The organism is Streptomyces sp. NPDC050625 (genome assembly GCF_040654755.1).
GTDB lineage: Bacteria > Actinomycetota > Actinomycetes > Streptomycetales > Streptomycetaceae > Streptomyces.
Window position 1 is genome coordinate 76444 of sequence record NZ_JBFAIQ010000026.1, and the last position, 13232, is coordinate 89675.

Sequence of the window (13232 nt, forward strand, 5' to 3'; positions counted from 1 at the left end):
TGTGAGAACCTACTTCGCTCACTCCCGGGGGCAACCTTCCCGCCCTTCGCGGCAACTCCAGTTCACCCCACACGACCACCGGGACTGGAGTCGCCCATGAGCCCCCGCACCCCCCGCCACCGCCGGCGCCGCAAGGCCCTCGCCGTCGGGCTGCCCCTCGCGCTGACCGCGGCCGGGTCCCTGACCTACGGCCTCTTCGGTGCCGGCACCCAGCCGCAGGCCTCCGCCGCCACCGCCGTGCCCGCCTGGGCCACCGCCACCGCCGACGGGTTCGCCTCCGTCGACGCGCTCGGGCAGAAGGGGACCTACGGCGGCCGGGGCGGGCGGATCGTCACCGTCAAGACGCTCGCCGACCTCGAAAAGTACGCCACCGCCAGTGATCCGTACGTCATCGTCGTCGCGGCCGCCATCCGCATGGACCCGGTCGGCAAGGAGATCAAGGTCCGGTCGGACAAGACCATCATCGGGTCCGGCACCTCCGGGCAGATCGTCGGCGGCGGCTTCTTCCTCGGCCAGGGCGTCCACAACGTGATCATCCGGAACCTGACCATCCGGGACGCGTACCAAGGGGTCTGGAACGACAAGGAGCACGACTACGACGGCATCCAGATGGACGGCGCCCATCATGTGTGGATCGATCACAACGACATCCGGCACATGGCCGACGGGCTCATCGACAGCCGCAAGGACACCACGTACCTGACCGTCTCCTGGAACAGGCTCAGCCAGGAGAACAAGGCGTTCGGCATCGGCTGGACCGACCACGTCACCGCGGACATCACCGTCCACCACAACTGGATCCGCGAGACCGAGCAGCGCAACCCTTCCACGGACAACGTGGCCCACGCGCACCTCTACAACAACTACCTGGAGGACGAGGCGGGCACCGCCATCAAGTCCTCGTACGGCGACTACGCGCGCGGCAGGACCAACATGCTGCTGGAGAACTCCTACTTCCAGGGCATGAACAACCCCGTCATCCGCGACAGCACCGCCACCCTCGTCCAGCGCGGCAACCGGTTCTCCGGTACGAGCGGCAGGAACGAGAGCGGGGGCACGGGCTCGGCGTGGGACCCGAAGCGCTACTACCCGTACGCCCTCGACAAGGCCGGCGACGTGCCCGCCCTGCTCAAGTCCGGTGCGGGGCCCCGTACTTCCCTCGGTACGACCGCCACCGCCACCACCAAGGCGGCCGCCACCACGCTCACCGTCGCCCGGGACGGCAGCGGACAGTACAAGACCGTGCAGGCCGCCGTCGACGCCGTACCCGCGAACAACGCCTCCCGTGTCGTCATCTCCGTGAAGCCGGGCACGTACCGGGAGACCGTGAAGGTTCCGGCGAACAAGCCGCACGTCACCATCCAGGGCGCGGGCGGCAGCCGCAAGGACACGGTGATCGTCTACGACAACGCCGCGGGGACCACCAAGCCCGACGGCTCCGGCACCTACGGCACCCCGGGCAGCGCCACCGTCTCCCTCCAGGCCGACGACTCGCAGCTGCGCAATCTCACCGTCACCAACGACTTCGACGAGGCCAGGCACCCGGACATCGCCAATCAGGCGGTCGCGCTGCTGACGTCCGCCGACAAGGTCATGCTGGACTCGGTGATCATCGAAGGCGACCAGGACACCCTGGAGATGGAGACGGCCGCCAAGGACAAGCCCGGCCGCGTCCTCGTCACCAACTCCTACGTCACCGGCAACGTCGACTTCGTCTTCGGCCGGGCGACGGCGGTGATCGACAGGTCCGTCATCACCCTCAAGAAGCGCTGGAACGGCACCTCGGCCGGCTATGTCACGGCCCCGTCGACCGCCGCCGGCCGCAAGGGCATCCTCGTCAACCGTTCGACCATCGGCGGCGACGTCTCCGCCGCGAGCTTCTTCCTCGGCCGCAACTGGCACCCCGGCGGCGACACGACCGTCGACCCGCAGGCCACCGTCCGCAACAGCACCCTGAGCGCCGCGATCAAGTCCACCCCGTGGTCGGACATGGGCGGCTTCAGCTGGAAGGACGACCGGTTCGCCGAGTACAGGAACACCGGCGCCGGGGCGGGCGCCGCGAGCGGCAACCGCCCGCAGCTGACCGACGCCCAGGCCGCGGACCAGGAGGTCGCGGACTGGCTGGGCGACTGGACGCCCACGGCCTCCTGACCGTGTCGTGCGGCACTTCTTCGTCGGAGCGCCTCGATGAAATGACCCTGAGACCGGTTCTCAGGGTCATTTCGGAACCGAAGCGCTGTTCACACGGGTTCTACTGCACGATCGTGATCCGGTCGGCGGCCGGCGGCGCGATCGGCGCGGTGGCGGAGGAGTTGGCCGTCAGGTACTTCTCCAGGGCGGTCAGGTCGTCCGTGCCGACGAGGTCGCCCGCGCCCTCTCCCAGGGTGGGGAAGCCGTCGCCGCCGCCCGCGAGGAAGCTGTTGGTGGCGACGCGGTAGGTGGCGGCGGGGTCGATGGCGGCGCCGTTCAGCCGGATCGAGTCGGTGACCACCCGGTCCGCGCCCGTCTTCGTCAGGTCCAGCGTGTAGGTCAGGCCGGCGGAGGGCTGGAGGATCTTCGGGGCGGCCGCGTTCGCACCGCTCACCTGCTCCTTGAGCATCTGGATCAGCTGGGTCCCGGTGAAGCTCTGCAGGTTCACCGTGTTGGAGAAGGGCTGGACGGTGAAGCCCTCGGCGTAGGTGACGACACCGTCGCCCTCGGCGCCCTTGGCCGCGTAGGTCAGGCCCGCCCGGACGCCGCCCGGGTTCATCAGCGCGAGGTCGGTCTCCGGGTCCAGCTCCTTGCCGTACGCCAGCTGCGCGTCCGCGATCAGGTCGCCCATCGGGGACTCGGTGCCGGTGTTGTTGATGTCGGCGGAGATGTAGCCGATGGCGCGGTTGCCGATCGGGGCGGCCAGGGTGTTCCACTTGCCGATCAACGCGGTCATGTCGGGCGCCTTGGGGACGTCCCGGGTGACCACGTGGTTCGCCGACTTCACGGCCGTACGGGCGATGTCACCCGTCCAACGGTCGTACGTCAGCGTGGTGTCCGTGTAGAGGCGGCCGAAGGACGCGGCCGAGGTGACCATGCGCGGCTTGCCCGACGGGTCCTTGATGGTGCACACGTACGCCGTGTGGGTGTGGCCGGTGACGAGCGCGTCCACGGCCGGGGTGACGTTCTTGGCGATGTCGACGATCGGGCCGGAGATGCCGTCACCGGCGCCCGGCGAGTCGCAGTTGTAGTTGTACGAGGAAGAGGCCGGGAAGCCGCCCTCGTGGATCAGCGCCACGATCGACTGGACGCCCTGGCGCTGGAGCACCTTGGCGTACTTGTTGATCGTCTCGACCTCGTCCTTGAACTTCAGGCCCTTGACCCCGTCGGCGGAGACGATGTCGGGGGTGCCCTCCAGCGTGACGCCGATGAAGCCGATCCTGACGTCCTTCTTCTTCCAGACCCAGTACGGCTTGAGGATCGGCTTGCCGGTCTTCTCGTCGAGGACGTTCGCGGCCAGGTAGGGGAAGTCCGCGCCCGAGAACCCCTCGTTCGAGTAGCAGCCGTCCGTCGGGTGGCAGCCGCCGTTCTGCAGCCGGGCCAGTTCCTTGGCGCCCTCGTCGAACTCGTGGTTGCCGACGGATGTGACGTCCAGGTCCAGCTTGTTGAGCGCCTCGATGGTGGGCTCGTCGTGGAACAGGCCGGAGATGAGCGGGGAGGCACCGACCATGTCGCCGCCGGCCGCGGTGATGGAGTACGCCTGACCCTGGCGGGCCTGGCGCAGATGGGTGGCGAGGTACTCGACGCCGCCCGCGTCGATGTTCTTCGTCGTGCCGTCCGCCTGGAGTTCGGCGACCCGGCCGGAGGAACCGGCCGGCGGTTCGAGGTTGCCGTGCAGGTCGTTGAAGGAGAGGAGCTGGACGTCCTGGTAGCGGCTCGGCAGATGTCCGCCGCCCTTGTTGTCGTGCGCGTCCGCGGGCAGCGCGGCGGCCAGTGCGGCGGCGGTGGCGAGGCTCGCCGCGGCCGCCAGCAGCGCGTACGTACGGCGTCTGGCGGGGCGTGGCGATGGGGACGTGGCCGGCATGGAACCCCCCTGTGGGTCTGCTGTGGTGAGTGTCCGATCGGGCGCAGCCTAGGGTCAACGCGCGTAGCGCGACAGGGGGTTCAGGGTTACATCCTGGTTTCCCTTTGCCTGTTCCTTTGCCGCCACTTTGCGGGGACCGCGCCGTACCCTCATACGCATGACCAGCGACGACGACACCGTACGGCCCTTCCACTCCCGTTCCATCGAGACCTTCTCCGAGCTCTCCCCGGACCAGGCCGAGGCCGTGGTCGGACTGCTCACGGAGGCTGCCCGGTCCGACGGTCAGCATCCGGTGTCCGAGCAGGGGCGGCTGCAACTGCGCGGAGGCGCGCGCGAGGGCGTCTCCCATCTGCTGCTGACCGTGGACGGCGAACTCGTCGGCTACGCCCAACTGGAGGACACCGATCCGGTGGAGGCGCCGGCCGCCGAACTGGTCGTACATCCCTCGCACCGCGGGCACGGACACGGGCGCGCGCTCGGCTCGGCCCTGCTGGCCGCGTCCGGCAAGCGGCTGCGGGTGTGGGCACACGGCGGGCACTCCGCGGCCCGGCACCTCGCCCAGGTCCTGGGGCTGACCCTGTTCCGTGAACTACGCCAGATGCGGCGGTCGTTGACCGATCTGGAGCTGCCCGAGCCGAAGCTGCCCGCCGGCGTGACCGTGCGCACGTTCGTGCCGGGGCAGGACGACGCGGCCTGGCTCGCGGTGAACGCCGCCGCCTTCGCGCACCACCCGGAGCAGGGCTCCCTCACCCAGCGCGATCTGGACGACCGCATGTCCGAGCCGTGGTTCGACCCGGCCGGCTTCTTCCTGGCCGAGCGGGAGGGCGTGCTGGTCGGCTTCCACTGGACCAAGGTGCACGCCGCGGAGGGCATCGGCGAGGTGTACGTCCTCGGGGTGGCCCCGGGCGCGCAGGGCGGCGGGCTCGGCAGGTCCCTCACCACGATCGGCCTGCGGCATCTGGCCGCGCAGGGGCTGTCCACGGCGATGCTGTATGTCGACGCCGACAACAAGTCCGCGGTGTCGGTGTACGAGCGGCTCGGGTTCGTGACGCACGAGACCGACCTGATGTACAGGACCGAGACCTGACACATCTCTCATGGACCTGACACATATCGCATACATGACATACCCCTGATGAGGGCCTGCAACTGACCGCGACCGCTCTCCTCCTCACCGTCACCGCCCTGCCGTATGAGACCGGCGGACGCGTACGTCCCTCCACGGGGGAAGGACGTACGCGCCGCCACCTTCGGGCTCGTACGGGAACCCGGTCGGCGTAGACGCCCGGGAGCCGCTCCCACATATCCCGCACGCCATGTCTCCGTAACCATCGGTTCAGACGAACTTGCGACGCTCAGCCAATGAAGCCCGCCGTGCCAGAGCCTTCCCCGCCTCCCGAGGGGCCCGGGGAAAACGGGGCCGTGACGCTCCCACCCGCACGTTCCGACGCGCCCGTCTCGCTCGTGGCGCGGAACAATGGGTTTATGAGCCAGTCAGACACCCAGGCACAGGTCCAGCACGCGCAGCCCTCCGTGGGCTCCATAGCCGCGCACCGCCCGCACACCGTGGCTGGCGCGGTCTCCGACCTGGAACCCGACATCGATGCCGACCTCGACGCGTACGAGGAGTCGAAGGTTGAAGGGGTCCAGTTGCCGCAGGGTCGTTTCCTCGACCGGGAGCGCAGCTGGCTCGCCTTCAACGAGCGGGTCCTCGAACTGGCCGAGGACCCGAACACGCCCCTTCTCGAACGGGCGAATTTCCTGGCGATCTTCGCCAGCAACCTGGACGAGTTCTTCATGGTCCGGGTGGCCGGTCTGAAGCGGCGGATCGCGACGGGCGTCGCCACCCGCTCCGCCTCCGGGCTCCAGCCCCGTGAGGTGCTGGAGATGATCTGGGCCCGCTCCCGCGAGCTCATGGCCCGGCACGCCGCCTGCTACCACGAGGACGTCGCCCCCGCCCTCGCGGAGGAGGGCATCCACCTGGTCCGCTGGAACGAGCTGACCGAGAAGGAGCAGGCGCGCCTGTTCACGCTCTTCCGGCACCAGATCTTCCCGGTCCTCACGCCCCTCGCGGTCGACCCGGCGCACCCCTTCCCGTACATCTCCGGTCTGTCGCTGAACCTGGCCGTGGTCGTACGGAACCCGGTCAGCGGCCACAAGCACTTCGCCCGGGTGAAGGTGCCGCCGCTGCTGTCCCGCTTCCTGGAGGCCGCCCCCGGCCGGTACGTCCCCCTCGAAGACGTCATCGCCGCGCACCTGGAAGAGCTCTTCCCGGGCATGGAGGTGCTGGAGCACCACGCCTTCCGGCTCACCAGGAACGAGGACCTGGAGGTGGAGGAGGACGACGCCGAGAACCTGCTCCAGGCACTGGAGAAGGAGCTCATGCGGCGCCGCTTCGGGCCGCCGGTGCGCCTGGAGGTCGAGGAGTCCATCGACCGCGAGGTCCTCGACCTGCTGGTGCGCGAGCTGAAGATCAGCGAGGCCGAGGTCTATCCGCTGCCCGGCCCGCTGGACCTCACGGGTCTGTTCCGCATCCACGGCCTGGACCGGCCCGAGCTGAAGTACCCGAAGTTCGTCGCGGGCACCCACCGCGACCTGGCGGAGGTCGAGTCGGCCTCGGCGCCCGACATCTTCGCGGCGCTGCGCAGCCGGGACGTGCTGCTGCACCACCCGTACGACTCCTTCTCGACGTCCGTGCAGGCCTTCCTGGAGCAGGCGGCCGGCGACCCGGACGTCCTCGCGATCAAGCAGACCCTGTACCGGACCTCCGGCGACTCCCCGATCGTGGACGCGCTCATCGACGCGGCCGAGTCCGGCAAGCAGGTCCTCGTCCTGGTGGAGATCAAGGCCCGCTTCGACGAGCACGCCAACATCAAGTGGGCGCGCAAGCTGGAGGAGGCCGGCTGCCACGTCGTGTACGGCCTGGTCGGTCTGAAGACCCACTGCAAGCTGTCCCTGGTGGTCCGCCAGGAGGGTGACACGCTGCGCCGGTACAGCCACGTCGGCACCGGCAACTACCACCCGAAGACGGCCCGGCTCTACGAGGACCTGGGCGTGCTGACGGCGGACCCGCAGGTCGGCGCGGACCTCTCCGACCTGTTCAACCGGCTGTCGGGCTACTCGCGCCGGGAGACGTACCGCCGTCTGCTGGTCGCGCCCAAGTCCCTGCGCGACGGCCTGATCTCGCGGATCAACAAGGAGGTCCAGCACCACCGTGCGGGCCGTCCGGCGTTCATCCGCTTCAAGGTCAACTCGATCGTCGACGAGGCGCTCATCGACTCGCTCTACCGCGCGTCGCAGGCGGGTGTGCCGGTCGACGTGTGGGTGCGCGGCATCTGCGCGGTGCGCCCGGGCGTCCCCGGCCTGTCCGAGAACATGCGCGTACGGTCCATCCTCGGCCGCTTCCTGGAGCACTCCCGGATCTTCGCCTTCGGCAACGGCGGCGAGCCCGAGGTGTGGATCGGCAGCGCGGACATGATGCACCGCAACCTCGACCGCCGGATAGAGGCCCTGGTACGGGTCACCGACCCGGCCCACCGGGCGGCCCTGAACCGACTGCTCGATACCGGCATGTCCGACACCACGTCCTCCTGGCACCTCGGCCCGGACGGCGACTGGACCCGGCACGCGACCGACGCGGACGGCCAGCCCCTGCGCAACGTCCAGGAGATGCTCATAGACGCCCGGAGGCGCCGGCGTGGCACAGCAACACCTTGACCCGACGGACCCCACGGCCGGGGTTGTGACCGGGGACGCCCTCGCGAGCTACCTGCGCGCCCAGGCCACGGAGTTCCTCCGTGCCCTGCGGCTGCACCGGGAGACCGGGGCGGCCGCGACCGCGGAGGAGACCGTCGACGCGGCACGCGCCCTGCGCCGCTCGGCCCGCCGCATCAGCGGCAGCCTGCACACCTTCCGCCCGCTCCTCGACTCCGACTGGTCCGAGGAGATGCGCCCCGAACTGGCCTGGCTCTCGGGAACGTTGGGGCTGGAGCACGCCTACGAGGCCCGGCTGGAGCGGCTGCTGCTCGCGCTGCACCGGCTGTCGGGGTCGACGGCGTTTCCCGCACAGGCCGTCGAGGCGACCGCCGCGAGCGCGAGCGGCCGCGGTGTCACGGTCACGGCCGTCCCGGAACGCGGCAACCTCACCGTCGGCGCCGCGAAGGCCGGTGCCCTGCTCGAACGCCAGCTCACCCTCGCCCGGACCCGCGCCCACTCCACGGCCCTCCAGGCCCTCGGCTCCTCCCGCTTCCACGCGGTCGCCGACAAGGTCGCCGTACTCGCCAGCGAGGTCCCGCTCACCCCCGCCGCGGCCACCACCGATCTGCGCCCGGCGGCCGCCGCGGCCGAAGAGCGGCTCACCGCCGCGATCGCCGGTCTGCCCCTGGTCACCGCCGGCCATCCGTACAACGCGGAGGCCCTGATCCACGGCCTGTCCCCGGACCCGTCCCCGCACCCCCAGGACGGCCCCTGGCACCAGGTCCGCCTGCTGCTGCGGCTGCACCGCTACGCCCGCGAGGTCCTCCTCGGGCCCGGTGCCCCCGTGGACGTACGGCTCCTCGCGGCGGGCCAGGCCCTGAACCGGCACCGGGACGCCTCGGAGGCGGCCGCCGCGGCGGCCCAGGCGGCGCGCACCCCGCGCATCGCCCCGGCGACGGCGTACGCCCTCGGTGTGCTGCACGCCGACCAGCGGCACGAGGTGGAGGCGGCGCGGTTCGCGTTCCAGCAGTCATGGCAGAAACAGGTGGTCAGCGCACCCTGACCCTCCCGAGGAGGCGGTGAGAGCACCGGTGACGCACGCGAAGGAAACCATCGTCCAGGCAGCGGGCTGCGTTCTGTGGCGCCGTTCTCCGGTGGACGGCGACCTGGAGGTCTGTCTCGTCCACCGGCCCAAGTACGACGACTGGTCCCACCCCAAGGGCAAGCTCAAGCGCGGCGAGGACCCGAGGGCGGGTGCGCTGCGCGAGGTCGCGGAGGAGACCGGCTACGGCGCCGTGCTCGGAGCCGAGCTGCCCGCCCTGCACTATCTGGCCAACGGCCGCCCCAAACAGGTCCGTTACTGGGCGGCCGAGGCAGGCTCCGGGCGCTTCGTCCCGAACGACGAGGTGGACCGCATCCTGTGGCTCTCCCCCGTCGCGGCCCGCGGCCGGCTGACCCAGCCGCGCGACCGGGACCTGGTCGAAGTGCTGCTGCGGCAGCTCGAACACACGTAGAACTCGAACGTGTCCAGAACTCACGTGTAGAACACGCGTAGCGGTCAGCGGTCCGCCGCGTGACCTTCCGCGTCCGTCCGGGCCTGGCTTCTGGCCCGGCGGGCCGGACCGCGCCAGCCGCAGGTGCAGCGGGCCACGCAGAAGCGGCCCTGTTCGTAGGTCGTCGTGTGGTGTTCCTGCCCCTGTCGGACCCGATCCGGACCGTCCTGCTGTGTCACGCCGACAACGTTACCGGCCCGAAGGTAAAGCGCTCCCATGCCCGCGGTATGCCCTCGCCTGCGCGTGACGGCGGGCCCCTGCTCGTCGTTAGCCGATGCGACAGGGGGCCCGTGACGGACGTACCGGCTGGGGGTAGGCAGGCGATGGATCGGCGGCAGCACAGGCGCTCGGGAGGCACGGTCGCCGCGGTGGGGATCACGCTCGTGCTGGGGGTGTGCGGAACGGGGTGCTCCGGGAGCGGAGCCGCCGCCGAGGACGTGCGCGGCGCGGTGGATCCGGTCGTCGCGCTGCACCGCGCCGCCGATCTGCTGCGCGAGGCGGGCAGCTCGAAGGCGAGCACGTCGATGGAGATGGCCACCGGCGGCACCCGGGTCACCATCCGCGGCAAGGGTGTCTACGACTACCGCAGACAGCTCGGCCGGCTCACCGTGCAGCTCCCGCAGGACCCGGCGGGGACGGTGGAGCACCGGCCCATCACGGAGCTCCTCGCCCCGGGTGCGCTGTTCATGAAGAACCGGGGCGCCGGGGTGCCCGCCGACAAATGGGTCCGGGTCGAGACCGCGACGCTCTCCGACGGAAACCTGGTGACGGGCGGGGCGACGGATCCGTACGCGGCCGCGGAGCTGCTGCGCGGGACGCGCACGGCGACCTTCGTGGGGCGGACCGAGGTGGGCGGGACGGAGGTGCGTCACTTCCGGGGCACCGCCGATCTCGGCACGGCGGCCAGGACGGCCTCGGCGGGCAACCGGGACGCCCTGGCGGCGGCGGCGAAAGGGTTCGCCACGGCCCGTGTGCCGTTCGACGCCTACCTCGACGACCAGGGCCGCATCCGCAAGCTCAGACAGCACTTCAGCTTTGTCAACGGGGAGCAGAAGGCCACGGTGGCGGTCGCCTCGACGACGCTGCTGTACGACTTCGGGGCCCCAGCGGACGTACGGCTGCCGCGCGAGAAGGACATCTACGCGGGCCGCATCGCAGAAAACCAGCCAGAGAACTAGCCGGTAACCATCTCGCGAACTAGCCCGTCCGTGCCATGCGCGGTGTGTAGACCACTGCCTACTCTAGGAAGTCGGTGACGGCAGAGAAGAGGTGATGCACGTGGCTCCGGTCGGCGGTACGGCAGTTCAGGACCACGTGGCCCTCGCCGAGATCGAGCTGTGCGGAGACCTGATCATCGCGGCCTCGGCCGCCCGCGAGGACCGGCTCAGCCTTGAGAGCATCGACGAGGTGCTGAAAGTGGCCCAGGAGCGTGACACCTCCGGCGAGTAGGCCGGGTGTCCCACGGGCGGGCGGGGGGACCGCCCGCCCCGTGACTCCTCCTGTCTCTTCCCCTGCTCGTCCTGTACGCGGTCAGGTGCGCAGCAGGCGTCCGATCGCCTTGGTCGCCTCGTCCACCTTCACGTCGATCTCGTCTCCGCCCTTGACGGCCGCGTCCGCGACGCAGTGCCGCAGATGCTCCTCCAGGAGCTGCAGCGCGAAGGACTGCAGGGCCTTGGTCGAGGCGGACACCTGCGTGAGTATGTCGATGCAGTAGACGTCCTCGTCGACCATGCGCTGCAGCCCGCGGATCTGCCCCTCGATCCGGCGCAGCCGCTTGAGGTGCTCGTCCTTCTGCTTGTGGTACCCGTGCGTCGCCCCTTGGTGCGCGCCCTCGGAGGGCGCCGTGGCTCCGGCCTCGGTGGTCGTCATCGCGTCCTCCAGACATATACCCCTAGTGGGTATATGGTAACGAACTTTGCTGGGTATAGGGCCCTTGGTACGCCCCCGTGATGATCGATCTGTCCGATGGGCGACACTGGAGGACGGCCCGATAGCCGTGGCCGGATGTTGCCTCTAGCATCAGCCTGACCGAAACCGAAGCACCCCGAGGACCCCACGTGCGCTTTCGTCTGACCCCCAGGGAGACGAGCTTCTACGACATGTTCGCCGCCTCCGCGGACAACATCGTCACCGGCTCGAAACTCCTGATGGAACTGCTCGGGGCGGACGCTTCCGCCCGGGCCGAGATCGCAGAGCGTATGCGGGCAGCGGAACACGCGGGTGACGACGCCACGCACGCGATCTTCCACCAGCTGAACTCCTCGTTCATCACGCCGTTCGACCGTGAGGACATCTACTCCCTGGCGTCCTCCCTCGACGACATCATGGACTTCATGGAGGAGGCCGTCGACCTCGTCGTCCTCTACAACGTCGAGGAACTGCCGAAGGGTGTCGAGCAGCAGATCGAGGTGCTGGCGCGGGCGGCCGAGCTGACCGCCGAGGCCATGCCGCATCTGCGCACCCTGGACAACCTCACCGAGTACTGGATCGAGGTCAACCGGCTGGAGAACCAGGCGGACCAGATCCACAGAAAGCTTCTTGCACACCTCTTCAACGGCAAGTACGACGCGATCGAGGTCCTGAAGCTCAAGCAGATCGTGGATGTGCTGGAGGAAGCGGCGGACGCCTTCGAGCACGTGGCGAACACGGTGGAGACCATCGCCGTCAAGGAGTCCTGAGGCGTCGATGGACACCTTCGCTCTGGTCGTGACCATCGCGGTCGCGCTCTTCTTCACGTACACCAACGGTTTCCACGACTCGGCGAACGCGATCGCGACGTCGGTGTCGACGCGTGCGCTGACGCCGCGGGCCGCGCTGGCGATGGCCGCGGTCATGAACCTCGCCGGTGCCTTCCTGGGCTCCGGCGTCGCCAAGACCGTCAGCGAGGGGCTGATCGAGACACCCGAGGGCAGCAGGGGGATGGGCATCCTCTTCGCCGCGCTGCTCGGTGCGATCACCTGGAACCTGATCACCTGGTACTTCGGCCTGCCGTCCTCCTCCTCGCACGCGCTGTTCGGCGGCCTGGTGGGCGCGGCGCTCGCGGGCGGCACGACCGTGCTGTGGAACGGGGTGCTCGACAAGGTCGTCATCCCGATGTTCCTGTCGCCGATCGTGGGTCTCATCGTCGGCTATCTGGTCATGACGGCGATCATGTGGATCTTCCGGCGGGCCAACCCGCACAAGGCCAAGCGCGGCTTCCGGATAGCGCAGACGGTGTCCGCGGCGGGTATGGCGCTCGGCCATGGCCTCCAGGACGCGCAGAAGACCATGGGTGTCGTGGTGATGGCCCTGGTCATTTCCGGCCACGAGACCTACGGCGATCCGATCCCGGTGTGGGTGAAGATCGTCTGCGCGGTGATGCTGTCGCTCGGTACGTACGCGGGGGGCTGGCGCATCATGCGGACGCTGGGGCGGAAGATCATCGAGCTGGATCCGCCGCAGGGGTTCGCGGCGGAGACGACCGGTGCGTCGATCATGTTCACCACGGCGTTCCTCTTCAAGGCGCCGATCTCCACGACCCATGTCATCACCTCGGCGATCATGGGCGTCGGGGCGACGAAGCGGGTGAACGCGGTGCGGTGGGGTGTGGCGAAGAACATCGTCATGGGGTGGTTCATCACGATGCCGGCAGCAGCGCTGGTCGCTGCGCTGGCCTACGCCGTTGTGAAGCTGGCGTTCCTGTAGGGGCGGGGTGTTGGTCCCTGGGGGCTCTGTTTCCCACCCACCCGCCCGTCTCGGTCGGCCGAAAAGTCGCCCCAGGGGCGCGGTCGCAGGGCCCACTTACCAGCCGAGCCAGTCCACGCCTGGGGGCTCCGCCCCCAGACCCCCGTTTCCCACCCGCCCACCCGTCTCGGTGGGCTGAGAAGTGAGCCCTGAGGCCCGGCTACAGCGCCCGCTACCAGCCGACCGAGTCCCCACCTCACCCGCCC

At 69.7% G+C, this 13232-nt stretch carries 12 protein-coding genes; 9 read left to right on the forward strand and 3 right to left on the reverse strand.

Translation table 11 applies throughout. The features are described from left to right. Positions 1-96 precede the first annotated feature (96 nt). Positions 97-2151, forward strand: coding sequence for a pectinesterase family protein (locus tag AB0I54_RS37525; RefSeq protein WP_363300758.1), 2055 nt, complete (start codon positions 97-99; stop codon positions 2149-2151). Positions 2152-2251: 100 nt separating this feature from the next. On the opposite strand, the gene AB0I54_RS37530 is transcribed toward AB0I54_RS37525, so the two are convergent. Then, on the reverse strand, positions 2252-4054 hold the full coding sequence (locus AB0I54_RS37530; protein WP_363300759.1) for a bifunctional metallophosphatase/5'-nucleotidase: 1803 nt from the start codon (positions 4052-4054) through the stop codon (positions 2252-2254). Between the two features lie 157 nt (positions 4055-4211). Here AB0I54_RS37530 and mshD point away from each other — a divergent pair, with 157 nt between their 5' ends. The 4 genes from mshD (at position 4212) to AB0I54_RS37550 (ending at position 9264) form a co-directional block, all read left to right on the forward strand. Further along, positions 4212-5141 (forward strand): mycothiol synthase, encoded by a 930-nt coding sequence (gene mshD, locus AB0I54_RS37535; protein WP_363300760.1) that lies wholly within the window; start codon positions 4212-4214, stop codon positions 5139-5141. A gap of 275 nt (positions 5142-5416) precedes the next feature. Next, entirely contained in the window at positions 5417-7771 is a 2355-nt protein-coding gene (locus AB0I54_RS37540; protein ID WP_363300761.1) for an RNA degradosome polyphosphate kinase, read from the forward strand. After that, a complete protein-coding gene (locus AB0I54_RS37545; protein WP_363300762.1) occupies positions 7752-8813 on the forward strand; it encodes a CHAD domain-containing protein in 1062 nt (353 codons plus the stop codon). Before AB0I54_RS37540 ends, AB0I54_RS37545 begins: the two co-directional genes overlap by 20 nt. 28 nt (positions 8814-8841) lie before the next feature. Next, positions 8842-9264, forward strand: coding sequence for an NUDIX hydrolase (locus AB0I54_RS37550; RefSeq protein WP_363300791.1), 423 nt, complete (start codon positions 8842-8844; stop codon positions 9262-9264). Between the two features lie 44 nt (positions 9265-9308). Here AB0I54_RS37550 and AB0I54_RS37555 read toward each other — a convergent pair whose 3' ends face one another. Continuing rightward, entirely contained in the window at positions 9309-9482 is a 174-nt protein-coding gene (locus AB0I54_RS37555; protein WP_363300763.1) for a hypothetical protein, read from the reverse strand. A 144-nt stretch (positions 9483-9626) separates the two neighbouring features. Here AB0I54_RS37555 and AB0I54_RS37560 point away from each other — a divergent pair, with 144 nt between their 5' ends. Together AB0I54_RS37560 and AB0I54_RS37565 are read left to right on the forward strand one after the other, a co-directional pair. Then, on the forward strand, positions 9627-10481 hold the full coding sequence (locus AB0I54_RS37560; RefSeq protein ID WP_363300764.1) for a hypothetical protein: 855 nt from the start codon (positions 9627-9629) through the stop codon (positions 10479-10481). Between the two features lie 94 nt (positions 10482-10575). Then, positions 10576-10752, forward strand: a complete 177-nt coding sequence (locus AB0I54_RS37565; protein ID WP_363300765.1) for a hypothetical protein — start codon at positions 10576-10578, stop codon at positions 10750-10752. Between the two features lie 81 nt (positions 10753-10833). On the opposite strand, the gene AB0I54_RS37570 is transcribed toward AB0I54_RS37565, so the two are convergent. After that, entirely contained in the window at positions 10834-11172 is a 339-nt protein-coding gene (locus tag AB0I54_RS37570) for a metal-sensitive transcriptional regulator (RefSeq protein ID WP_363300766.1), read from the reverse strand. Between the two features lie 188 nt (positions 11173-11360). Here AB0I54_RS37570 and AB0I54_RS37575 point away from each other — a divergent pair, with 188 nt between their 5' ends. Further along, a complete protein-coding gene (locus AB0I54_RS37575; protein WP_053759661.1) occupies positions 11361-11981 on the forward strand; it encodes a DUF47 family protein in 621 nt (206 codons plus the stop codon). A 7-nt stretch (positions 11982-11988) separates the two neighbouring features. Next, positions 11989-12987 carry an inorganic phosphate transporter gene (locus AB0I54_RS37580; RefSeq protein ID WP_363300768.1) on the forward strand — a complete coding sequence of 333 codons (999 nt, stop codon included), beginning with the start codon at positions 11989-11991 and terminating at the stop codon, positions 12985-12987. Positions 12988-13232 lie beyond the last annotated feature (245 nt).